This window comes from Scandinavium goeteborgense (assembly GCF_003935895.2).
GTDB classification, from domain to species: domain Bacteria; phylum Pseudomonadota; class Gammaproteobacteria; order Enterobacterales; family Enterobacteriaceae; genus Scandinavium; species Scandinavium goeteborgense.
Genome location: NZ_CP054058.1, coordinates 3,708,473 through 3,732,180, shown reverse-complemented (window position 1 = coordinate 3,732,180; position 23,708 = coordinate 3,708,473). Strand labels below are relative to the sequence as shown.

Here is a 23,708-nt window from a genome sequence, read left to right as displayed (position 1 = left end):
AATAACGATGGCGATGAAAAAGTTGCTCATAGCGTCGCTGCTGTTCGGCAGCGCGACCGTATACGGTGCTGACGGATTCGTAGTGAAGGATATTCATTTCGAAGGCCTGCAGCGAGTCGCTGTTGGTGCGGCCCTCCTCAGCATGCCAGTTCGTCCTGGCGATACGGTTACTGATGAAGACATCAGTAACACCATCCGTGCGCTGTTTGCCACTGGCAACTTCGAGGATGTTCGTGTTCTGCGTGATGGTGATACGTTGTTGGTGCAGGTTAAAGAGCGCCCAACGATTGCCAGCATCACTTTCTCCGGTAATAAATCGGTGAAAGATGACATGCTGAAACAGAACCTCGAAGCCTCTGGCGTTCGCGTTGGCGAATCTCTCGACCGTACCACTCTCGGTGATATCGAGAAGGGACTGGAAGACTTCTATTACAGCGTCGGTAAGTACAGCGCGAGCGTTAAAGCCGTTGTTACTCCGCTGCCGCGTAACCGTGTTGACCTGAAACTGGTCTTCCAGGAAGGCGTATCGGCCAAAATTCAACAGATCAACATCGTCGGTAACCATGCGTTTAGCACCGATGAGCTGATCTCTAACTTCCAGCTGCGTGACGAAGTGCCTTGGTGGAACGTCGTCGGCGATCGTAAATATCAGAAGCAGAAACTGGCGGGTGACCTTGAAACCCTGCGCAGCTACTATCTGGATCGCGGTTACGCACGTTTCAACATCGATTCCACGCAGGTCAGCCTGACGCCGGATAAAAAAGGTATCTACATTACCGTCAACATTACCGAAGGCGATCAGTACAAGCTGTCGGGCGTTGAGGTCAGTGGAAACCTGGCAGGCCACTCTGCGGAGATTGAAAGTCTGACCAAAGTAGAGCCAGGTGCGCTCTACAACGGTGCGAAAGTGACCAAAATGGAAGATAACATCAAGAAACTTCTGGGTCGCTACGGCTACGCCTATCCACGCGTACAGTCACAGCCTGAAATCAATGATGCTGACAAAACCGTCAAGCTGCACGTGAGCGTTGATGCGGGTAACCGTTACTACGTGCGTAAGATTCGCTTTGAAGGTAACGATACTTCCAAAGATGCGGTCCTGCGTCGCGAAATGCGTCAGATGGAAGGCGCATGGCTTGGCAGTGACCTCGTTGATTCAGGTAAAGATCGTCTGAACCGTCTGGGTTACTTCGAAACCGTTGACGTAGATACGCAGCGTGTACCGGGTAGTCCGGACCAGGTTGATGTTGTCTACAAGGTGAAAGAACGTAATACCGGTAGCTTCAACTTCGGTATTGGTTACGGTACCGAGAGCGGCATTAGCTTCCAGGTCGGCGTTCAGCAGGATAACTGGCTGGGTACAGGTTACTCTGTCGGTATCAACGGTACCAAGAACGACTACCAGACCTACTCTGAGTTCTCTGTAACCAACCCGTACTTTACGGTTGATGGCGTGAGTCTCGGCGGTCGTATCTTCTACAATGACTTTAAAGCCGATGATGCGGACCTCTCCTCGTACACCAACAAGAGCTACGGCCTTGATGGAACGTTGGGCTTCCCGATTAACGAATACAACACGCTGCGTGCGGGTCTGGGTTACGTGCATAACGACCTGTCCAACATGCAGCCGCAGGTGGCCATGAACCGCTACCTGGATTCGATCGGTCAGGGTACAAGCACCACCAACGACGATTCGAGCTTCTCTGCGGATGACTTCACCTTCAACTACGGTTGGACGTATAACCACCTTGACCGCGGGTTCTTCCCGACGGACGGGTCACGCGTTAACCTGAACGGTAAAGTCACTATTCCAGGCTCCGATAACGAGTTCTACAAAGTGACGCTCGATACCGCTTCCTACTTCCCGATCGATAACGATCACAAGTGGGTGCTGTTGGGTCGTACACGTTGGGGCTACGGTGATGGTTTAGGTGGCAAAGAACTGCCATTCTATGAAAACTTCTATGCCGGTGGTTCAAGCACCGTACGTGGTTTCCAGTCGAACAACATCGGTCCTAAAGCGGTGTACTACGGCCCGAATCAGGATAACTGCGATAACGAAACCTTGTGTAAATCTGACGACGCCGTCGGTGGTAACGCAATGGCCGTGGCCAGTGCTGAGCTGATTGTTCCAACGCCGTTTATCAGTGATAAATATGCTAACTCAGTCCGTACGTCATTCTTCTGGGATGCCGGTACCGTCTGGGATACAAACTGGGAAAACACTGCGCAGATGCAAGCCGCAGGGGTGCCTGATTACGGCGACCCGGGCAATATCCGTATGTCTGCAGGTATCGCATTACAATGGATGTCGCCATTGGGGCCGTTGGTCTTCTCCTACGCCCAGCCGTTCAAAAAGTACGATGGAGACAAAGCAGAACAGTTCCAGTTTAACATTGGTAAAACCTGGTAATTGTTTTGTGCAAAGGAATGCTAGTGCAGTAGTCGCGATGACATCTGACGATCACTCGCGTGGTTGCATGACTTCGCAAAAAACGGTGCCTTCGGGCATTCATGGGATGGTAAGGAGTTTTATTGTGAAAAAGTGGTTATTAGCTGCAGGTCTGGGTTTAGCAATGGCAGCGTCTGCGCAAGCAGCAGATACTATTGCAATTGTTAACATGGGTGATTTGTTCCAGCAGGTTGCACAGAAAACAGGTGTTTCTGCGACTCTGGAAAACGAGTTCAAAGGTCGTGCAAGCGAACTGCAGCGTCAAGAATCCGATCTGCAGAGCAAAATGCAGCGTCTTCAGCGTGACGGCTCTACCATGAAAGCGAGCGAACGCAGCAAGATGGAAAAAGACATCATGTCTCAGCGCCAGGCGTTCTCTCAGAAAGCTCAGGCTTTTGAGAAGGATCGTGCCCGTCGTTCTAACGAAGAACGTGGCAAACTGGTTACTCGTATCCAGTCTGCAGTGAAGAGCGTAGCGGCTGACCAGAAAATCGATCTGGTTGTTGACGCAAACACCGTTGCTTACAACAGCAGTGACGTTAAAGACATCACCGCTGATGTGCTGAAACAGGTTAAATAAGTAATGCCTTCAATTCGACTGGCTGATTTAGCTCAGCAGTTGGATGCAGAATTACACGGTGATGGCGATATCGTCATCACCGCTGTTGCGTCCATGCAATCCGCTAAAGCAGGACATATTACGTTCATGGTAAATCCTAAGTACCGTGAACACCTGGCCCTGTGCCAGGCCTCTGCTGTTGTGATGACGGCGGACGACTTACCTTTTGCCAAAAGCGCGGCGCTGGTAGTGAAGAATCCCTACCTGACTTACGCCCGTATGGCCCAAATTCTCGATTCCACGCCGCAACCGGCGCAGGATATCGCCCCGAGCGCAGTGGTTGATGCAACTGCGAAACTCGGTCAAAACGTCTCTATCGGGGCAAATGCGGTTATCGAATCCGGGGTTGTTCTCGGCGATAACGTCCGCATTGGTGCGGGTTGTTTCATTGGTAAAGACACCACTATCGGTGCCGGAACGCGCCTGTGGGCGAATGTCTCCGTTTACCATGAAATTGCGATCGGTGAAAACTGCCTGATCCAATCCAGCACTGTTATCGGTTCAGACGGCTTCGGCTATGCCAATGATCGTGGCAACTGGGTGAAGATCCCCCAACTGGGCCGCGTCATTATTGGCGATCGCGTGGAGATCGGTGCCTGCACCACTATCGATCGCGGTGCGCTTGACGATACCGTGATCGGCAATGGCGTTATCATTGATAACCAGTGTCAGATTGCGCACAACGTGGTCATTGGTGACAATACCGCCGTTGCTGGCGGGGTTATCATGGCAGGCAGCCTGAAAATTGGCCGTTACTGCATGATCGGCGGTGCAAGCGTTATCAATGGCCACATGGAAATCTGCGACAAAGTCACAGTGACCGGAATGGGTATGGTTATGCGCCCAATCACTGAGCCTGGTGTATACTCCTCAGGAATTCCGCTGCAGCCGAATAAGGCCTGGCGTAAAACCGCTGCGCTGGTGATGAATATTGATGACATGAGCAAGCGTCTCAAAGCTCTTGAGCGTAAAACCAGTCAACAAGACTAACGACTCACCCTAAGCGCCAACCTTCCCGGCCTGTCTGATTTCTTATAATCCGGCAGGCCGTGTTATTATTGCATTTCAGTATATTTAGACAGGAAGAGTATTTTGACTACTGACACTCATACTCTGCACATTGAAGAGATTCTGGAACTTCTGCCACACCGTTACCCGTTCTTACTGGTTGATCGCGTGCTGGACTTTGAAGAAGGTCGTTTTCTGCGCGCAGTTAAAAATGTCACCGTGAATGAGCCATTTTTCCAGGGGCATTTTCCGGGCAAACCGATTTTTCCAGGCGTGCTGATTCTGGAAGCCATGGCGCAAGCCACAGGTATTCTGGCATTCAAGAGCGTGGGTAAACTCGAACCAGGTGAACTTTACTACTTCGCAGGTATTGATGAAGCGCGCTTCAAGCGTCCAGTCGTGCCTGGAGATCAGATGATCATGGAAGTCACCTTTGAGAAAACTCGCCGTGGCCTCACCCGCTTTAAAGGCGTGGCGATGGTTGACGGTAAAGTTGTTTGCGAAGCGACGATGATGTGTGCTCGTAGCCGGGAGGCCTGATACGTGATTGATAAAACTGCCTTTATCCATCCTACTGCCATTGTGGAAGAGGGCGCCGTTATCGGTGCCAACGCGCACATTGGTCCGTTTTGTATTGTAGGTTCAGACGTCAGCATTGGCGAAGGAACCGTACTGAAGTCTCATGTTGTGGTTAACGGTCATACGACTATTGGCCGTGACAATGAAATCTATCAGTTTGCTTCCATCGGGGAAGTTAACCAGGATCTTAAATACGCTGGCGAACCGACTCGTGTGGAGATTGGCGATCGCAACCGCATCCGCGAAAGCGTCACCATTCATCGTGGCACAGTACAGGGCGGCGGATTGACGAAGGTAGGCAGCGACAACCTGCTGATGATCAACGCCCACGTGGCGCATGATTGCACAGTCGGCGATCGCTGTATCCTTGCCAACAACGCAACGCTGGCAGGTCACGTATCACTGGACGACTTTGTGATTGTCGGCGGCATGACGGCTGTCCATCAGTTCTGCACCATTGGTGCACACGTGATGGTTGGCGGCTGCTCCGGCGTCGCTCAGGACGTCCCGCCGTACGTCATCGCACAGGGCAACCACGCCACGCCTTACGGTGTAAACATCGAAGGGCTGAAGCGCCGTGGTTTCAGCAGAGAAGCGATCATTGCGATTCGCAATGCGTATAAAGTGCTGTACCGCAGCGGTAAAACGCTGGAAGAAGCCAAGCCAGAAATTGCTGAACTTGCAGAGCAACACCCTGAAGTGAAAGCGTTCTCTGACTTCTTCGAACGCTCTACGCGTGGTTTGATTCGTTAATGTCTGAACGTCCATTAACGATTGCCCTGGTCGCCGGAGAAACCTCCGGCGATATTCTTGGTGCCGGTCTGATTCGCGCGTTAAAAGCGCGGGTGCCGAATGCCCGATTCGTTGGTGTCGCCGGGCCATTAATGCAGGCTGAAGGCTGTGAAGCCTGGTACGAAATGGAAGAGCTCGCGGTGATGGGGATTGTCGAAGTCCTCGGTCGTCTGCGTCGTCTGCTGCACATTCGTGCCGATCTCACCCGTCGTTTTACCGAACTCAAGCCGGATGTTTTCGTCGGCATTGATGCGCCTGACTTCAACATTACCCTTGAAGGGAATCTGAAGAAACACGGCATCAAAACTATTCATTACGTCAGCCCGTCCGTCTGGGCCTGGCGCCAAAAACGTGTTTTCAAAATTGGCAGAGCCACCGATTTGGTGCTCGCATTTCTGCCTTTCGAAAAAGCGTTTTATGACCGATTTAATGTTCCCTGCCGCTTTATTGGCCACACCATGGCAGATGCCATGCCGTTGGACCCTGATAAAAACGCTGCAAGAGACACGCTGGGCATTGCCCACGATGTCCATTGTCTGGCACTTTTGCCGGGCAGTCGCGGTGCAGAAGTGGAAATGCTCAGTGCCGACTTCCTGAAAACCGCACAGCTGCTGCGCAATCACTATCCCGATCTGGAAGTGGTCGTGCCGCTGGTGAACGCCAAACGCCGTGAGCAGTTTGAGCGTATCAAAGCAGAAGTGGCGCCCGACCTGAACGTCCACATGCTCAACGGTATGGGTCGTGAAGCGATGATTGCCAGCGATGCTGCGCTGCTGGCCTCAGGCACGGCGGCACTGGAATGCATGCTGGCGAAATGCCCGATGGTTGTTGGTTATCGCATGAAGCCGTTCACCTTCTGGTTGGCGAAGCGACTGGTGAAAACCGACTACGTGTCGCTGCCTAACTTGCTGGCAGGCCGGGAACTGGTGAAAGAACTCCTGCAGGATGAGTGTCAGCCTGAGCTGCTCGCAAAAGCACTGCAGCCGTTGCTGGCGGATGGCAAAACCAGCCACGCGATGCATGATACCTTCCGTGAACTACACCAGCAGATTCGCTGCAATGCCGACGAGCAGGCAGCCAACGCGGTGCTGGAGCTGGCACAATGACAGACATCTTTATCTATCCGCACACCCATTTGGTGGCGGGTGTCGACGAAGTGGGCCGCGGTCCGTTAGTGGGCGCAGTGGTTACCGCTGCGGTGATCCTCGATCCGGCCCGGCCGATTATCGGTCTGAATGATTCCAAAAAATTGAGTGAAAAACGCCGCCTGGCGCTGTTCGATGAAATCAAGGAGAAGGCGCTAAGCTGGAGCCTGGGTCGTGCAGAGCCGCACGAAATCGACGAACTCAACATTCTGCATGCCACAATGCTGGCGATGCAGCGCGCCGTAGCAGGCCTGCATATTTCACCGGAATACGTGCTGATCGATGGCAATCGCTGTCCGGCGCTGCCGGTACCGTCATTGGCGGTCGTCAAAGGCGACAGCCGGGTGGCGGAAATCAGTGCTGCATCGATTCTGGCGAAAGTGTCCCGCGATGCGGAAATGGCCGCGCTGGACATCACCTTCCCCGAATATGGCTTCGCGCAGCATAAGGGATATCCTACGGCTTTCCATCTGGAAAAGCTGGCTCTGCATGGCGCCACCGAACACCACCGGCGCAGTTTCGGGCCTGTTAAACGCGCTCTGGGCATTGCCTGAATAAGTAAAGCGGGATTCTGAAGATGGCTGAACCACGTTTCGTACACCTGCGGGTGCATAGCGACTACTCCATGATTGATGGGCTGGCGAAGACCGGGCCGCTGGTGAAAAAGGCGGCCGCGCTCGGCATGCCTGCGCTGGCGATCACCGATTTCACCAATCTTTGCGGTCTGGTGAAGTTCTACGGCGCGGGACACGGAGCCGGTCTGAAGCCGATTATCGGTGCGGATTTCCACGTTCAAAGCGAGCTGTTTGCCGATGAGCTGACGCAGCTGACGGTCATTGCCACCAACAACGAAGGCTACCAGAATCTAACGTTGCTGATTTCGCGCGCCTATCAGCGCGGGTACGGTGCACAAGGGCCGTATATCGACAGGGACTGGCTGGTCGAGCAGAAAGAAGGGCTGATCCTGCTGTCTGGCGCAAGAATGGGCGATGTGGGCCGGGCGCTGTTGCGCGGCAACATGGCGCTGGCCGAACAGTGTGCTGCGTTCTACGAAGAGCATTTCCCGGATCGCTACTATCTGGAACTGATCCGTACCGGTCGCCAGGATGAAGAAAACTACCTGCACGCGGCGGTAAAACTGGCTGAAGAGCGTGGTTTACCCGTCGTGGCAACCAACGACGTGCGTTTTATTGATGCCAGCGACTTCGACGCGCATGAAATTCGCGTCGCCATTCACGATGGTTTCACGCTCGACGATCCTAAGCGCCCGCGTAACTATTCGGCGCAGCAGTACATGCGTAACGAAGACGAGATGTGCGAGCTGTTTTCCGATATTCCGGAAGCGCTGGCCAACACCGTTGAAATCGCTAAACGCTGTAACGTCACCGTCCGTCTCGGGGAATATTTCCTGCCGCAGTTCCCGACCGGGGATATGACCACCGAAGATTTCCTCGTCCTAAAATCGAAAGAAGGTCTGGAAGATCGTCTTGAATTCCTGTTCCCGGACCCGGCCGTCCGCGCAGAAAAACGCCCGCCGTACGATGAGCGTCTGGACATCGAACTCCAGGTTATCAACCAGATGGGGTTCCCGGGCTACTTCCTTATCGTTATGGAATTTATCCAGTGGTCGAAGGATAACGGCGTGCCGGTAGGCCCAGGACGTGGTTCCGGTGCCGGCTCGCTGGTGGCGTACGCGCTGAGCATTACCGACCTCGATCCGCTGGAATTCGACCTGCTGTTCGAACGTTTCCTTAACCCGGAACGTGTATCGATGCCTGACTTCGACGTTGACTTCTGTATGGAGAAACGCGACCAGGTCATCGAACACGTGGCGGAAATGTACGGTCGTGACGCGGTCTCGCAGATTATTACCTTCGGTACGATGGCGGCGAAAGCGGTTATCCGCGACGTGGGCCGCGTGCTCGGTCACCCGTACGGTTTCGTCGATAGAATCTCCAAACTGGTACCGCCTGACCCGGGCATGACGCTTGCCAAAGCCTTTGAAGCTGAACCACAGCTGCCGGAAATCTACGAGGCAGATGAAGAGGTTCGCGGGCTGATCGACATGGCCCGTCAGCTCGAAGGGGTCACCCGTAACGCCGGTAAGCACGCCGGGGGCGTGGTTATCGCGCCGACCAAAATTACCGACTTTGCCCCGCTGTACTGCGATGAATCCGGGCTTCATCCGGTAACTCAGTTCGATAAAAACGACGTGGAATACGCCGGTCTGGTGAAGTTTGACTTCCTGGGGCTGCGAACGCTGACGATCATCGACTGGGCGTTGAAGATGATCAACCCGCGTCGGGCGAAGCAGGGCTTAGAGCCGATTGATATCGCCGCTATCCCGCTGGAAGATAAGAAAAGCTTCGACATGCTGCAACGCTCGGAAACCACCGCTGTGTTCCAGCTCGAATCCCGCGGCATGAAAGACCTGATTAAGCGTCTGCAGCCCGACTGTTTCGAAGATATGATTGCCCTGGTGGCCCTGTTCCGTCCGGGGCCGCTGCAGTCCGGCATGGTAGATAACTTTATCGACCGTAAGCACGGGCGCGAAGAGATTTCATATCCTGACGTACAATGGCAGCATGAAAGCCTGAAACCCGTACTGGAGCCGACTTACGGCATTATCCTGTATCAGGAACAGGTTATGCAGATTGCCCAGGTACTGTCGGGTTATACCCTCGGCGGCGCGGATATGCTGCGTCGTGCGATGGGTAAGAAAAAGCCCGAAGAGATGGCCAAGCAGCGTGGCACTTTCGAAGAAGGCGCCATAAACAACGGCGTCGACGGCGAACTGTCGATGAAAATCTTCGACCTGGTGGAAAAGTTCGCCGGGTACGGCTTTAACAAATCGCACTCCGCGGCCTACGCGCTGGTCTCTTACCAGACGCTGTGGCTGAAGGCGCACTATCCGGCTGAGTTTATGGCGGCGGTCATGACGGCCGATATGGATAACACCGAGAAAGTCGTCGGGCTGGTGGATGAATGCTGGCGCATGGGGCTGAAAATTCTGCCGCCGGATATCAACTCCGGGCTGTATCATTTCCACGTCAATGACGAAGGGGAAATCGTATACGGGATCGGCGCGATTAAAGGCGTCGGCGAAGGCCCGATTGAAGCGATTCTTGAAGCACGTAATGAAGGCGGTTATTTCCGCGAGCTGTTTGACCTCTGCGCCCGCGTAGACACCAAAAAGCTCAACAAACGCGTGCTGGAAAAACTGATTATGTCTGGGGCGTTTGATCGCCTCGGGCCGCACCGCGCGGCGCTGGCAAACTCGCTTCCTGACGCATTAAAAGCGGCAGATCAGCATGCCAAAGCCGAAGCGATTGGCCAGGCGGATATGTTTGGCGTTCTGGCCGATGAGCCGGAGCAGGTGGAACAATCCTACGCCAGCTGCCAGCCGTGGCCGGAACAAATTGTACTGGATGGCGAACGGGAAACGTTGGGCTTATACCTGACCGGCCACCCGATCACCCAGTCTCTCAGAGAAATTGAGCGCTATGTCGGCGGCCTGAGGCTTAAAGACATGCATCCGACCGATCGTGGTAAAGTGACTACGGCGGCGGGGCTCGTGATTGCTTCGCGGGTAATGGTCACCAAGCGAGGCAATCGTATCGGCATCTGTACGCTGGATGACCGTTCCGGGCGGCTGGAGGTGATGTTGTTCACCGACGCGCTGGATAAATACCAGCATTTGCTGGAAAAAGACCGCATACTTATCGTCAGCGGACAGGTCAGCTTTGATGACTTCAGCGGGGGGCTTAAAATGACCGCCCGTGAAGTTATGGACATTGACGAAGCCCGGGAAAAATATGCTCGCGGGCTTGCTATCTCGCTGACGGACAGGCAAATTGATGACCAGCTTTTAAACCGTCTCCGTCAGTCTCTGGAACCCCATCGTTCGGGGACAATTCCAGTACATCTCTACTATCAGAGGGCGGATGCACGCGCACGGCTGCGTTTTGGCGCGACCTGGCGTGTTTCTCCGAGCGACCGTTTACTGAACGAGTTGCGTGGCCTCATTGGGTCGGAGCAGGTGGAACTGGAGTTTGACTAATACAGGAATACTATGAGTCTGAATTTCCTTGATTTCGAACAGCCGATTGCAGAGCTGGAAGCGAAAATCGATTCTCTGACCGCCGTGGGCCGTCAGGATGAAAAACTGGATATTAACATCGACGAAGAAGTGCATCGTCTGCGTGAAAAAAGCGTAGAACTGACACGTAAAATCTTCGCCGATCTTGGTGCATGGCAAGTGGCCCAGCTGGCACGCCATCCGCAGCGCCCATATACCCTGGATTATCTGCGCCTGGCGTTCGATGAGTTTGACGAGCTGGCGGGCGATCGTGCCTATGCCGACGACAAAGCTATCGTCGGCGGTATCGCACGTCTGGAAGGGCGCCCGGTGATGGTCATTGGCCATCAGAAAGGCCGTGAAACCAAAGAGAAAATTCGCCGCAACTTCGGTATGCCGGCTCCGGAAGGCTACCGCAAAGCGCTACGCCTGATGGAAATGGCTGAACGCTTTAAGATGCCAATCGTGACCTTCATCGACACCCCGGGCGCATACCCTGGCGTGGGCGCGGAAGAGCGCGGTCAGTCTGAGGCGATCGCCCGCAACCTGCGTGAAATGTCTCGCCTGAAGGTGCCGGTTATCTGCACCGTCATCGGTGAAGGCGGTTCCGGTGGTGCGCTGGCAATCGGTGTGGGCGATAAAGTGAATATGCTGCAGTACAGCACCTATTCCGTTATCTCTCCGGAAGGCTGCGCCTCCATTCTGTGGAAAAGCGCTGACAAAGCGCCATTGGCTGCTGAAGCGATGGGCATTATCGCCCCGCGTCTGAAAGAGCTGAAGCTTATCGATACCGTTATCCCGGAACCACTGGGTGGCGCGCATCGTAAGCCGGAAGTGATGGCTGCCAGCCTGAAAGCCCAGCTGTTGGCCGATCTGGAAGATCTGGACGTGTTGAGCACCGAAGACCTGCTCAACCGTCGCTACCAGCGCCTGATGAGCTACGGCTACGCGTAAGCGTATAGAGTGCTCCGAAAAAGCCACACACTGTGTGGCTTTTTTTATACCTGCGGTTCAGCTGCGCTATGATTAGCACAGGTTTTTTTCCAGGAGGAATGCGTGAATATTATCGCCATCATGGGGCCGCACGGCGTCTACCATAAAGATCAGCCGATTAAGGACCTGGAAGCGTCGCTGACGCAGCAGGGATTCAAAATTATCTGGCCGCAAAATAGCGCCGACCTCATCAAGTTTATCGAGCAAAATCCGCGGATCTGCGGGGTAATCTTCGACTGGGACGAATACGGTGAAGAGCTGTGCCGCGATATCAATCAACTCAACGAATATTTACCGCTTTACGCATTCATCAATACCCATTCCACGCTGGATGTCAGCGTCAACGATATGCGCATGGCGCTGTGGTTCTTTGAGTACGCGCTGGGTGCGGAAGAAGACATCGCCACGCGCATACGCCAGTACACCACCGAATACCTCGACAACATCACCCCGCCGTTTACCCGGGCGCTGTTTAATTATGTCAAAGAGGGGAAATACACCTTCTGTACGCCAGGACACATGGCGGGCACCGCGTATCAAAAAAGCCCGGTAGGCTGTCTGTTTTACGACTTCTTTGGCGGTAATACCCTGAAGGCCGATGTCTCGATATCGGTGACTGAGCTGGGCTCGCTGCTCGATCACACCGGCCCCCATCTGGAAGCGGAAGAGTATATCGCGCGTACGTTTGGTGCCGAGCAGAGCTACATGGTGACCAATGGCACGTCGACGTCGAACAAAATCGTTGGCATGTATGCCGCGCCGACGGGAAGTACGCTGCTGATTGACCGCAACTGTCATAAGTCGCTGGCGCATTTACTGATGATGAGTGATGTCGTGCCGCTGTGGCTGAAGCCGACCCGCAATGCGCTCGGTATTCTGGGCGGGATCCCGAAGCGGGAGTTTACCCGCGACAGCATCACGCAAAAAGTCAGTGCCACTGTTGGGGCGGAATGGCCGGTTCACGCGGTTATTACCAATTCCACCTATGACGGCCTGCTGTATAACACCACCTGGATTAAAGAAACTCTCGACGTGCCGTCGATTCACTTCGATTCTGCGTGGGTGCCGTACACCAATTTTCATGCGATTTATGACGGCAAAAGCGGGATGAGTGGCGATCGCGTGCCGGGCAAAGTTATCTACGAAACGCAGTCCACGCATAAAATGCTGGCGGCGCTGTCGCAGGCGTCTCTTATCCACATCAAAGGCGACTATGACGAAGATACCTTCAATGAAGCCTTTATGATGCACACCTCGACGTCGCCGAGTTACCCGATTGTTGCCTCGATTGAAACCGCCGCGGCGATGCTGCGCGGAAACCCGGGCAAGCGCCTGATTAACCGTTCTGTTGAACGCGCGCTGCATTTCCGTAAAGAGGTGCAACGTCTGCGCGAAGAGTCTGACGGCTGGTTCTTCGATATCTGGCAGCCGGAAAAGGTGGATGAAGCCGAATGCTGGCCGGTGTCGCCGGGGGAAGACTGGCACGGATTTGCCGACGCCGATGCGGATCATATGTTCCTCGATCCGGTGAAAGTCACGATCCTGACGCCGGGGATGGATGAGCAGGGCAACATGAGCGAAGAGGGGATCCCGGCGGCGCTGGTGGCGAAATTCCTCGATGAGCGAGGTGTGGTGGTTGAGAAAACCGGGCCGTATAATTTGCTGTTCTTGTTCAGTATTGGGATCGACAAAACCCGGGCGATGGGCCTGCTGCGTGGCCTGACGGAGTTCAAGCGCTCCTACGATCTGAATTTACGGGTCAAAAACATGCTGCCGGATCTGTATGCTGAAGATCCTGATTTCTATCGCAACATGCGTATTCAGGATCTGGCGCAGGGGATCCACAAGCTTATCTGCCAGCATCAGCTTTCACATCTTATGCTGCGCGCGTTTGACGTGTTGCCGGAAATGAAAATGACGCCGCACAAAGCCTGGCAGCGGCAGATCAAAGGCGAGGTGGAAACAATCCAGATAGAGCAGCTGGTGGGCCGCGTTTCGGCTAATATGATCCTGCCGTATCCGCCGGGCGTTCCGTTGCTAATGCCGGGAGAGGTGATCACCGAGGAAAGCCGGGCGGTGCTCGATTTCCTGCTGATGCTGTGCTCCATTGGGCGTCATTATCCTGGCTTTGAAACCGACATCCACGGCGCGAAGCGTGATGAAGAGGGCGTGTACTGGGTACGAGTCTTAAAAGAGGCCTGATGTCTTGCGTCAGGCGGCTCGCCACAGGTAACGTGCTGCGGATATCAATAAGGAGAAAACATGCTGGGTTTAAAACAGGTTCACCACATCGCCATCATCGCAAGCAACTACGCCAACAGTAAGGCGTTCTACTGCGATATTCTGGGCTTCACTCTGCAGGACGAGTTTTATCGTGAAGAGCGGGATTCCTGGAAAGGCGATCTGGCGCTTAATGGCCAGTACACTATCGAGCTGTTTTCTTTTCCGTTTCCGCCTGCGCGCCCGTCACGCCCTGAAGCATGCGGCCTGCGCCATTTGGCCTTTAGCGTGGATGACCTCGATGCCTCCGTTGCCCATCTCGAAAGCCACGGTGTGACATGTGAGGCGATTCGGATCGACCCGTTTACCGACCGCCCCTTTACTTTCTTTAGCGATCCGGACGGGCTGCCGCTGGAGCTGTATCAGCAATAACTCATGAGCCTGAAATCTGTCATCGACGCGCTTCAACCTCACCGACATTTTCTGGTTGCCTTCAGCGGCGGCCTGGATTCAACGGTCCTTTTGCATCAGCTGGCATGTTGGCGGGAGCAATCCCCTGACGTCAGGCTGCGCGCTATCCACATTCATCATGGGCTGAGTGCGAACGCAGATGCCTGGGTTGTACATTGTCAGCAGGTTTGTTCCGGGCTGGAAGTGCCGCTGGACGTGGTTAGGGTGACGCTGGCAGATGAAGGTCTTGGCGTAGAAGCGCACGCCCGTGAAGCGCGCTACGACGCTTTCCGGGCGGCATTACAGCCGGGGGAAGTACTGGTCACGGCGCAGCATTTAGACGATCAGTGTGAAACGCTGCTGTTAGCGCTCAAGCGCGGGAGCGGTCCGGCGGGGCTATCGGGCATGTCTGTAGAATCAGCCTTTGCCGGCACGACGCTGCTGCGCCCGTTGCTCAATCTGCGCAGAGCAGCGCTTGAACAGTGGGCGGCCAAACACCGGTTACGCTGGATTGAAGATGAAAGTAATGGCGACGACGCTTACGATCGTAACTTCCTGCGCCTGCGGGTGGTGCCGCTGCTGACGGAACGTTGGCCGCATTTTGCCGACGCGGCGGCACGCAGCGCGGCACTGTGCGGTGAGCAGGAACAATTGCTGGATGAGCTGCTGGCCGAAGAACTGGCTACGCTCACCGGGACGCAAGGCCAGCTCTCCATCGAACCGCTGTTGAAGGTGAGTGATTCCCGCCGCGGGGCGTTGCTTCGTCGCTGGCTGGCGGGGCATCAGGCGATGATGCCGTCGCGTGCGATGCTGGAACGACTCTGGCAGGAAGTGGCGCTGGCGCGTGATGATGCGAACCCGCTGGTGCGCCTGGGCGATTTCGAGGTTCGACGCTATCAGCAGCAGCTGTGGTGGGTCCCGACATACGAACGGCAAAATGCCCCTCAGCTGGACTGGGCTGACATGACTCAACCGCTGTTACTCCCCAGCGGCGACACACTTCGGTGCACTGAGGGGAAAGATATCCGCCCGCCGCATGCCGGTGAGCACGTCAGCGTGCGTTATACCGCATCCGGTACGTTGCATATTGTCGGGCGCAGCGGCGGACGTAAGCTGAAAAAAATCTGGCAGGAGATGGGCGTCGCGCCGTGGCTCAGGGAAACCACACCGCTGCTTTATTTTAATGAGACGTTAATTGCAGCGGTGGGATATTTTGTGACGCTCGACGGGCAGTGCAGGGAAGAGGAAATGGGTTTGGCAATTATCAGACAAAAAAACGGGCAGTAGCACTGCCCGTCTGCGGATTACTCTTCGCTTACCACCACGGTACCGATATCCGGGTGGCTAAAGCTGGCTATCTTGTCGAGTCGCAGTTCGCGGCTTTCGCCTGAGGTTTCAACGACAAGGTACTCAACGTTTTTGCGTGAGACTAGATCGTTTGCTTTCGCCTTCAGCACTTCGCCATCTTTCAGCTCCAGCGCCAAAACGAGATGGTTCTGACAGGCGAGTTCGAGATTGTCATAGTCATCACAGTTGATGGGTTGATAAGACTCATTCATTGACATAATCGCTCACCAGTAAGTTTGCCGCCGCAAAGGCCGCTTTTTCCCTGACCGACTCTGAAATCGCGTCATCTGACGCCACTTCATTCAATACTTTTAGCACACAACCCAGCGAATCAGGTATATATCCCAGGTCTCCGCTGGCGATTTCCGCATACCGCTTGCGTATTAACTCACAATACTTTTCCACATGCCCTCCTGTCAGCGTTCTGACTTAACTGTGGGATGCAAGTTTAAGCCTACGAAGATAAACTCTGTTTAGCAAGGTGACTATACCATACTCATTTAAGCAATATCAGCAGGATGAGCTGTCTTGCGGAAAATTGGCGACAGCCTTTTGCGGCTGATTTCGGTACAATGGCCGCCAATTTTCAGGAGTAAAATCATGGCGCTGAAAGCGACAATTTATAAAGCGGCGGTCAATGTTGCCGACCTCGACCGTAACCAGTTTCTCGATGCCAGCCTGACGCTGGCACGTCATCCGTCAGAAACCGAAGAGCGCATGATGCTGCGCCTGCTGGCATGGATTATGTATGCTGACGATCGTCTGCAGTTTACCCGTGGCCTGAGCGCGGATGACGAGCCGGAAGTGTGGCTGCTCAATGATCATTTGGGTATCGACCTGTGGATTGAACTCGGTTTACCCGAAGAACGCCGCATCAAGAAAGCTTGTTCGCGTTCGAAGCAGGTGGCGCTGTTCACCTACAACAGCCGCGCCGCAGAAATTTGGTGGCAGCAAAATCAAGCCGCGCTGGCTGGGTTTAAAAATCTGAGCATCTGGTACTTCGACGATACGCAATTGTCGCAGCTGACGGCCTTTGCGGCGCGCAACATGTCACTCCAGGCTACGCTTCAGGAAGGCACGCTGTGGCTGTCCGACGATCAGAATAATCTCGAAATCGTCCCAACCTGCTGGCAGCAGCCGAAATGATTGTCATCTCCCAGTCAGTGTCTTTGGGCGACGAAGAGGTGGAGATCACCGCGATTCGTGCGCAGGGCAACGGCGGGCAAAATGTGAATAAGACCTCAACGGCGATTCACCTGCGCTTTGACATTCGGGCCTCCAGCCTGCCAGAGTATTTTAAAGAGCGCCTGTTGGCTGCCAGCCACCATTTGCTCACCGCCGATGGCGTGATCATTATAAAGTCGCAGGAATATCGCAGTCAGGAAATGAACCGTGAAGCGGCCGTCGCGCGGTTGGTCTCTGTGATTCAAACCCTGACTGTCGTACAAAAACACCGTCGGGCAACGCGTCCAACGCGGGCGTCGAAAGAGCGTCGGCTGGCGTCCAAGTCGCAGAAGTCATCGGTAAAAGCGATGCGCGGTAAAGTCCGGAGTTCCGGGGACTGACCCCAATTTGAGCCACATAAGGAAATTAAGGTGAAGAAGGTACTGGTGACCCTCGCAGCGATTGGTATGCTTTGCGCATTGCCTGGCTGTAATAACCGTTCAGATGAACCGATGTTGAAAGCAGGCCAGGATACCGCTCTGCAACCCATGCAGCAAAGCTGGCGCGGGATTTTGCCATGCGCTGATTGCGAAGGCATTGAAACGTCGCTGTTCCTGGAAAAAGACGGTACTTGGGTGATGAATGAACGTTATCAGGGCGTTACGCGTGAGCCTTCATCGTTTGGTTCCTACGGCACCTGGGCTCGCACGGCTGAAAAGCTGGTGCTGACCGACAGCAAAGGTGAGAAGTCTTACTATCGCGCGAAAGGCGATAAGCTGGAAATGTTGGACCGCGAAGGCCACCCGATTGTCTCGTCGCTGAATTACACGCTAGAGCCGGTGAAATCCAGTCTGCCAATCACGCCAATGGCGATGCGCGGAATGTACATCTACATGGCCGATGCAGCCGTCTTCACCGATTGCGCGACGGGTAAACGTGTGGCGGTGGCGAATAACGCCCAGCTGGAACGTGATTATGCTGCGGCGCGTGGCACCGAAAGCAAGCCTGTGCTGCTGACCGTTGAAGGGCACTTCGCCCAGGAGGCAAATCCGGATACTGGCGAGCAGGTGAAAACCCTGAAAGCCGACAAAGACGCGAAGTTTATTCCGGGTAAAGCGTGCGGTAACTGAGGCTGAACCTAAGCGACAGATAAAAAAATGCCAGCCGCGTTAAGGGCTGGCATTTTTTATGCCTGAAAAGCGGCAGACTTAGCCTTTAATCGACTGAACCAGATAGTTGAGGATGTCCCCGGTTTTGATCATCTGCTTCTCGCCGTTGCGACGGTATTTGTATTCAATTTCATCGCTGTCGAGGTTACGGTCGCCGATGACCACGGTATGTGGAATACCGATCAGTTCCATATCAGCAAACATCACGCCCGGACGTTCTTTACGATCGTCCATCAGCACTTCAATACCCTGAGCGCGCAGCTCGGCGTACAGTTTCTCGGCCAGCTCCTGAACGCGGTAAGATTTGTGCATGTTCATTGGCAGGATTGCGACCTGGAACGGGGCAATGTTGTCCGGCCACACAATGCCGCGCTCGTCGTGGTTCTGCTCGATAGCCGCTGCAACCACACGGGTCACACCAATACCGTAGCAGCCCATGGTCAGAGTCTGGTTACGACCGTCTTCGCCCTGTACCGAGGCTTTCATGGCTTCGGAGTACTTGGTGCCGAGCTGGAAGATGTGACCGACTTCGATCCCGCGTTTGATAAGTAGCGTGCCTTGACCGTCTGGGCTTGGATCGCCTGCAACTACGTTACGGATATCAGCCACTTCCGGAGTCGCTACATCGCGGTCCCAGTTGATGCCGAAATAGTGTTTACCGTCGATGTTTGCGCCAGCGGCGAAATCACTCATTGCGGCAACGGTACGGTCGATAACCACTGGAATGGTCATGTTGACTGGGCCGAGGGAACCCGGGCCGGCATTGACGATGGCACGAATTTCAGCTTCGGTTGCGAAAGTCAGCGGGCTGGCGACCTGCGCCAGTTTTTCTGCTTTCACTTCGTTCAGCTCGTGATCGCCACGCACCAGCAGCGCAACCAGCGGATACGCGCTGTCTTCAACCGCTTTCACCAGCAGGGTCTTAACGGTTTTCTCAACCGGCAGATTGAACTGCTCAACCAGCTCGGCGATGGTTTTTGCGTTTGGCGTATCAACCAGCGTCATTTCCTGAGTCGCTGCCGCACGTGGAGCTTTCGGTGCCAGCGCTTCAGCAAACTCGATGTTGGCTGCGAAATCAGAAGTGTCAGAGAAGATAACGTCATCTTCACCGCTGGATGCCAGCACCTGGAATTCATGAGATGCGCTACCGCCGATAGAACCGGTATCGGCCTGAACTGCGCGGAAGTCCAGACCCATACGGGTGAAGATTTTGCTGTAAGCCGTATACATCGCGTCATACGTTTCTTGCAGGGATTCCTGAGACGTATGGAACGAGTAGGCGTCTTTCATGATGAATTCACGCGAGCGCATCACGCCAAAGCGAGGACGAACTTCATCACGGAATTTGGTTTGGACCTGATAGAAGTTCAGCGGCAGCTGTTTGTAAGAGCTCAGCTCGTTACGAATCAGGTCGGTGATGACTTCTTCATGCGTTGGGCCGAGAACAAATGGACGATCGCCGCGATCGACAAAACGCAGCAGCTCAGGGCCGTATTGCTCCCAGCGACCGCTCTCCTGCCACAGGTCTGCAGGCTGAACCACGGGCATGGACACCTCGATTGCACCGGCGTTATCCATCTCTTCACGCACGATGTTTTCGACTTTTTTCAGGACGCGCAGGCCGGTCGGCAGCCAAGTGTATAACCCGGAAGCGAGCCTGCGAATCATCCCGGCGCGCAGCATCAGCTGGTGGCTGATAACCTCGGCGTCGGCAGGTGTCTCCTTCAGCGTGGAGAGCAAGTATTGACTAGTACGCATGTTATTACGGTTCCATTTGAACGATCGGCACAAGCGGGAAAGCCCGCCTGATACAAAAAAGTGGTTTAGTTTATCAGCCTGGCAGAATTGTCAAAAGAGAGGAGACGAAAATTAGCGCGCTTCCAGGGCAAAGACTTCGAACCCGGCGTCGGTGACGCGCCAGCGAACGTTATAATCATGCAGCCAGACGGCGTAAGTTTTTCCCGTTTCTTCTCCTTTTCGGTAGGCCGGACGCGGGTCCTGAGCCAGGACATCCATTATAAAGGCACGAAGATGAGGATAACGCTTTTCGAGTGACGGAAATGCACTTTCGAGTTCTGCGGAGAAGCTAACGTCTACGCTGGCAACCGGTGCCTGCTGCGCGTAGCTCGCCTGGGCATCCGGCAGCGCCTCGGCAAACGGCAGATAGGGTTTGATATCCACGACCGGCGTGCCGTCCACTAAGTCCAGACTGCCAAGTTGCAGAATGACCTGATCTTTATGACAGCGAATGTCTTTCAGTTCGACCAGCGACATTCCGACAGGGTTTGGACGGAAAGTAGAGCGGGTCGCAAACACGCCCATTCGGGCGTTACCGCCAAGACGGGGAGGACGAACGGTCGGACGCCAGCCGCCTTCCATGGTTTGATGAAACACGAACAGCACCCAGAGGTGGCTGAAGGCTTCAAGGCCGCGAACGGCATCCGGCTGATTATAAGGGGGGAGCAAGTGAAGTTCGCCGTTACCGTGTTGCACCAGACCGGGCTGGCGTGGGACGGCAAACTTCTCTTTATAGGGCGAGCGGATTACGCCTATCTGCTCAAAGGAAAATGCACTCATTTCGCCGAAACGTTGAGGGCGGTTCCAAGACAAACGGCCTGACGATAGCAGCCCGGCGTGCCGCTGGTGACTTCACAGCTGTGCAGCAGAACCGCATTGGCTTTCATTTTGGCCGCGTTAATTTGCAGACGCTTGCGGGCCGTTGGGATGTTCGGTGGAGAATCCTGGTTTGACGCCTGGCAGGATTCGCCGCTGACTTCACCGAGATCGCGGAATGGGCTACCAATCAGTTCTTCAGCGCTGTTATAAATTTTCACCGGAGCAGGGCGCGGCGCTTTTGGTTTGGCTGGCTCGGCTTTCGGTGGGGTTGCGGTGCTTTGTACAGGTTCTACGGGAGATCTGTTTAACATGGAACAGCCGCTCAGGATCAGCGCTAAGAAACAGACCGGTAAAGCACGCATAGTATTTCCTCAATGAATATAAAAACCGGGACTTATTGAATCAGGTGCCAGCAGAAATGACAAGACGGGCAAAAGCCCGTCCTGAATGATATTACTTTGTGGAAAGATTACCAGCCTTTAACCGCGCCACCGTTGAAGATCTTGTTGGCGGCTTCGAAGACTTCGTCAGACTGATACGCCTCAACGAATTTCTTCACGTTTTCCGCGTCTTTGTTGTCTTCACGGCTCACGATCAGGTTTACGTACGGGGAGTCTTTGTCTTCAACAAAGATACCGTCTTTTGCCGGAGTCAGGCCAATCTGGCTTGCGTAAGTGGTGTTGATAACGGCCAGAGCGATCTGAGCATCGTCAAGAGAGCGCGGCAGCTGCGGGGCTTCCAGCTCAACAATTTTCAGGTTTTTTGGGTTCCCGGTAATGTCCAGAGAGGTCGGCAGCAGGCCAACACCTTCTTTCAGTTGGATCAGGCCCACTTTCTGCAGCAGCAGCAGGGAACGACCGAGGTTGGTTGGATCGTTAGGTACGGCAACCTGAGAGCCCGGCTGGAGTTCGTCCAGAGATTTGATTTTTTTGGAGTAGCCAGCAATCGGGTAAACGAAGGTACTGCCGACTGGAACCAGTTTGTAGCCGCGATCTTTGATCTGCTGATCCAGATACGGTTTGTGCTGGAAGGCGTTGGCGTCGATATCGCCTTTGCTCAGCGCTTCGTTAGGCAGTACGTAGTCGTTGAAGGTAACAAGTTCAACGTCAAGGCCATACTTCTCTTTCGCTACTTTCTGAGCCACTTCAGCAACCTGCTGTTCCGCACCCACGATCACGCCGACTTTAATATGGTTAGGGTCTTTTTGATCCGGACCACAACCCACCAGTGCCAGAGAACCAATCAGGGCACCCAGGGCCGCAAAGGTTTTTAACTTGAACGCCATTTTCTTTCCTTAACTCTTAGAGTTGTTTGTTGTGTGTAACGTTACTTGTGAGTGACAGCCCGGACGATGCGATCGCCAGAGAATTGAATTAAATAAACCAGAACAACCAGTAATACCAGCACGGTATTCATTACCGTGGCGTTATAGCCGATGTAACCATACTGATAGCCAATCTGACCCAGACCGCCAGCACCGACGGCACCGCCCATCGCGGAGTAACCAACCAGAGTAATGAGCGTAATGGTGGCCGCGTTCACCAGACCCGGCAACGCTTCTGGCAACAGGACTTTGCGAACGATCTGCATGACCGTGGCACCCATTGCGCGGGAGGCTTCAATCAAGCCGGTCGGGATTTCCAGCAGGGCATTTTCCACCATACGGGCGATAAACGGCGCTGCACCTACGGTCAGCGGAACGATCGCTGCCTGCAGGCCGATAGAGGTTCCGACAATCACGCGGGTAAATGGAATCATCCATACCAGCAGGATAATGAATGGAATAGAACGGAAGATATTCACCAGCGCAGAGAGAATGCCGTACAGCTTCACGTTCTCAGCAATCTGGCCTGGACGCGTGACATACAGCAGCACGCCCACTGGCAGACCCAATACGAAACCAAAGAAACCGGAAACAAAGGTCATTGCCAACGTTTCCCAGACGCCACGCGCCAGTAACCACATCATCGGCTCAGACATAACCCAGTACCTCTACTTTCACATGGTGTTCTTGCAGCCAGGCAATGGCGGCTTGCGTATCTTCGTGTGTGCCGTGCATTTCAGTCAGCATAATGCCGAACTTCACGCCGCCGGCGTAATCCATCTGCGCGCTAATAATGTTGTTGTTCACATTGAAGCGGCGGGCCGTTTCTGACAGCAGCGGTGCATCGACGGACTGACCGGTAAATTCCATACGTAGCATGGGCACGCTGTCGGCCAACTGCTCTGGTTTCAGGCGCGTCAGATAGTCTTCTGGAATGTCCAGGTGCAGCGTGGACTGAATGAATTGCTGCGCCAGTGGTGTTTTCGGATGAGAGAACACTTCGCTCACCGTATCCTGCTCGATCAATTCACCGTTACTGATAACCGCCACGCAGTCACAGATGCGCTTAACCACATCCATTTCGTGCGTGATCAATAGAATGGTCAGGCCGAGACGACGGTTAATGTCTTTCAACAGTTCGAGAATAGAACGGGTCGTTGCTGGATCCAGGGCGCTGGTGGCTTCATCACATAGCAAGACTTTTGGATTGCTTGCCAGCGCACGAGCAATGGCCACGCGCTGTTTTTGCCCACCGGAAAGGTTCGCCGGGTAGCTGTCATGTTTATCCGACAAACCTACCAGGTCCAACAGTTCCGTCACGCGACGCTTCACTTCTTCTTTAGAGGTGTTGTCCAGCTCAAGCGGCAGTGCAACGTTGCCGAAAACGGTACGCGATGCCAGCAGGTTAAAATGCTGGAAAATCATGCCAATCTGGCGACGTGCTTTTGTTAACTGTGATTCGGAAAGGGCGGTTAAGTCCTGCCCATCAACAAGAACGGTTCCCTGGGTTGGACGCTCGAGTAAATTGACGCAGCGGATCAGCGTGCTTTTACCTGCACCTGATGCACCGATGACGCCGTAAATTTGTCCGGCAGGCACGTGCAGGCTGACATTATTCAATGCCTGAATGCTTTTATTGCCCTGCTGGAACACTTTGGTGATATTCGAAAGTTTTATCATTAGCTATTTATTATCGTTTAGTGATTTGCCGTGGCATTTTCTGCTGCTGCAGAGGTGCAGCGACTGTCAATG

The 23,708-nt window shown here is 54.3% G+C and carries 23 protein-coding genes; 15 read left to right on the top strand and 8 right to left on the bottom strand.

Annotated features, from left to right (window positions below; translation table 11 throughout):
• Positions 1-7 precede the first annotated feature (7 nt).
• The 12 genes from bamA to tilS all read left to right on the top strand — a co-directional run bounded on the left by bamA (position 8) and on the right by tilS (position 15,623).
• Entirely contained in the window at positions 8-2,413 is a 2,406-nt protein-coding gene (gene bamA / locus A8O29_RS18720; protein ID WP_110510846.1) for an outer membrane protein assembly factor BamA, read from the top strand.
• A 124-nt stretch (positions 2,414-2,537) separates the two neighbouring features.
• Positions 2,538-3,032, top strand: coding sequence for a molecular chaperone Skp (gene skp, locus A8O29_RS18715; RefSeq protein ID WP_110510847.1), 495 nt, complete (start codon positions 2,538-2,540; stop codon positions 3,030-3,032).
• A 3-nt stretch (positions 3,033-3,035) separates the two neighbouring features.
• Positions 3,036-4,061, top strand: a complete 1,026-nt coding sequence (lpxD, locus tag A8O29_RS18710; protein ID WP_125352699.1) for a UDP-3-O-(3-hydroxymyristoyl)glucosamine N-acyltransferase — start codon at positions 3,036-3,038, stop codon at positions 4,059-4,061.
• 102 nt (positions 4,062-4,163) lie between these two features.
• Positions 4,164-4,619, top strand: coding sequence for a 3-hydroxyacyl-ACP dehydratase FabZ (gene fabZ, locus A8O29_RS18705; RefSeq protein WP_110510849.1), 456 nt, complete (start codon positions 4,164-4,166; stop codon positions 4,617-4,619).
• A gap of 3 nt (positions 4,620-4,622) precedes the next feature.
• Positions 4,623-5,411, top strand: a complete 789-nt coding sequence (lpxA, locus tag A8O29_RS18700; protein ID WP_110510850.1) for an acyl-ACP--UDP-N-acetylglucosamine O-acyltransferase — start codon at positions 4,623-4,625, stop codon at positions 5,409-5,411.
• Positions 5,411-6,556 carry a lipid-A-disaccharide synthase gene (lpxB, locus tag A8O29_RS18695; protein WP_125352701.1) on the top strand — a complete coding sequence of 382 codons (1,146 nt, stop codon included), beginning with the start codon at positions 5,411-5,413 and terminating at the stop codon, positions 6,554-6,556. Before lpxA ends, lpxB begins: the two co-directional genes overlap by 1 nt.
• On the top strand, positions 6,553-7,149 hold the full coding sequence (rnhB, locus tag A8O29_RS18690; protein WP_110510852.1) for a ribonuclease HII: 597 nt from the start codon (positions 6,553-6,555) through the stop codon (positions 7,147-7,149). The genes lpxB and rnhB overlap by 4 nt, the downstream gene beginning before the upstream one ends.
• A gap of 23 nt (positions 7,150-7,172) precedes the next feature.
• Positions 7,173-10,655, top strand: coding sequence for a DNA polymerase III subunit alpha (gene dnaE, locus A8O29_RS18685; RefSeq protein WP_125352703.1), 3,483 nt, complete (start codon positions 7,173-7,175; stop codon positions 10,653-10,655).
• A 12-nt stretch (positions 10,656-10,667) separates the two neighbouring features.
• Positions 10,668-11,627 carry an acetyl-CoA carboxylase carboxyl transferase subunit alpha gene (accA, locus tag A8O29_RS18680; RefSeq protein WP_125352705.1) on the top strand — a complete coding sequence of 320 codons (960 nt, stop codon included), beginning with the start codon at positions 10,668-10,670 and terminating at the stop codon, positions 11,625-11,627.
• Between the two features lie 102 nt (positions 11,628-11,729).
• Entirely contained in the window at positions 11,730-13,868 is a 2,139-nt protein-coding gene (locus A8O29_RS18675) for a lysine decarboxylase LdcC (RefSeq protein WP_125352707.1), read from the top strand.
• Positions 13,869-13,928: 60 nt separating this feature from the next.
• A complete protein-coding gene (locus A8O29_RS18670) occupies positions 13,929-14,318 on the top strand; it encodes a VOC family protein (protein WP_125352709.1) in 390 nt (129 codons plus the stop codon).
• 3 nt (positions 14,319-14,321) lie between these two features.
• Positions 14,322-15,623: a tRNA lysidine(34) synthetase TilS gene (gene tilS, locus A8O29_RS18665; protein ID WP_125352711.1), complete on the top strand. Its 1,302-nt coding sequence runs from the start codon at positions 14,322-14,324 to the stop codon at positions 15,621-15,623.
• A gap of 17 nt (positions 15,624-15,640) precedes the next feature.
• On the opposite strand, the gene rof is transcribed toward tilS, so the two are convergent.
• On the bottom strand, positions 15,641-15,901 hold the full coding sequence (gene rof, locus A8O29_RS18660) for a Rho-binding antiterminator (protein WP_110510858.1): 261 nt from the start codon (positions 15,899-15,901) through the stop codon (positions 15,641-15,643).
• Positions 15,888-16,088 (bottom strand): YaeP family protein, encoded by a 201-nt coding sequence (locus A8O29_RS18655; RefSeq protein WP_110510859.1) that lies wholly within the window; start codon positions 16,086-16,088, stop codon positions 15,888-15,890. The genes rof and A8O29_RS18655 overlap by 14 nt, the downstream gene beginning before the upstream one ends.
• Before the next feature lie 195 nt (positions 16,089-16,283).
• Here A8O29_RS18655 and A8O29_RS18650 point away from each other — a divergent pair, with 195 nt between their 5' ends.
• The 3 genes from A8O29_RS18650 (at position 16,284) to nlpE (ending at position 17,977) form a co-directional block, all read left to right on the top strand.
• Positions 16,284-16,829, top strand: a complete 546-nt coding sequence (locus A8O29_RS18650; RefSeq protein WP_110510860.1) for a YaeQ family protein — start codon at positions 16,284-16,286, stop codon at positions 16,827-16,829.
• Positions 16,826-17,248 (top strand): alternative ribosome rescue aminoacyl-tRNA hydrolase ArfB, encoded by a 423-nt coding sequence (gene arfB, locus A8O29_RS18645; RefSeq protein ID WP_125352713.1) that lies wholly within the window; start codon positions 16,826-16,828, stop codon positions 17,246-17,248. The genes A8O29_RS18650 and arfB overlap by 4 nt, the downstream gene beginning before the upstream one ends.
• Positions 17,249-17,314: 66 nt before the next feature.
• Positions 17,315-17,977, top strand: a complete 663-nt coding sequence (nlpE, locus tag A8O29_RS18640; RefSeq protein WP_420854029.1) for an envelope stress response activation lipoprotein NlpE — start codon at positions 17,315-17,317, stop codon at positions 17,975-17,977.
• A gap of 78 nt (positions 17,978-18,055) precedes the next feature.
• Here nlpE and proS read toward each other — a convergent pair whose 3' ends face one another.
• From proS to metN, 6 genes are all read right to left on the bottom strand, one after another.
• Positions 18,056-19,774, bottom strand: a complete 1,719-nt coding sequence (proS, locus tag A8O29_RS18635; protein WP_125352717.1) for a proline--tRNA ligase — start codon at positions 19,772-19,774, stop codon at positions 18,056-18,058.
• A gap of 111 nt (positions 19,775-19,885) precedes the next feature.
• Complete coding sequence (gene tsaA, locus A8O29_RS18630; protein WP_125352719.1) at positions 19,886-20,593, bottom strand: tRNA (N6-threonylcarbamoyladenosine(37)-N6)-methyltransferase TrmO; 708 nt, start codon at positions 20,591-20,593, stop codon at positions 19,886-19,888.
• Complete coding sequence (gene rcsF / locus A8O29_RS18625; RefSeq protein ID WP_110510865.1) at positions 20,590-20,994, bottom strand: Rcs stress response system protein RcsF; 405 nt, start codon at positions 20,992-20,994, stop codon at positions 20,590-20,592. Before rcsF ends, tsaA begins: the two co-directional genes overlap by 4 nt.
• Before the next feature lie 107 nt (positions 20,995-21,101).
• Positions 21,102-21,917, bottom strand: coding sequence for a MetQ/NlpA family lipoprotein (locus tag A8O29_RS18620; protein ID WP_110510866.1), 816 nt, complete (start codon positions 21,915-21,917; stop codon positions 21,102-21,104).
• Between the two features lie 41 nt (positions 21,918-21,958).
• The gene (locus tag A8O29_RS18615) at positions 21,959-22,612 is read right to left on the bottom strand and encodes a methionine ABC transporter permease MetI (RefSeq protein WP_110510867.1); all 654 of its coding nucleotides are present in this window, start codon (positions 22,610-22,612) and stop codon (positions 21,959-21,961) included.
• A complete protein-coding gene (metN, locus tag A8O29_RS18610; RefSeq protein WP_110510868.1) occupies positions 22,605-23,636 on the bottom strand; it encodes a methionine ABC transporter ATP-binding protein MetN in 1,032 nt (343 codons plus the stop codon). Before metN ends, A8O29_RS18615 begins: the two co-directional genes overlap by 8 nt.
• Positions 23,637-23,708 lie beyond the last annotated feature (72 nt).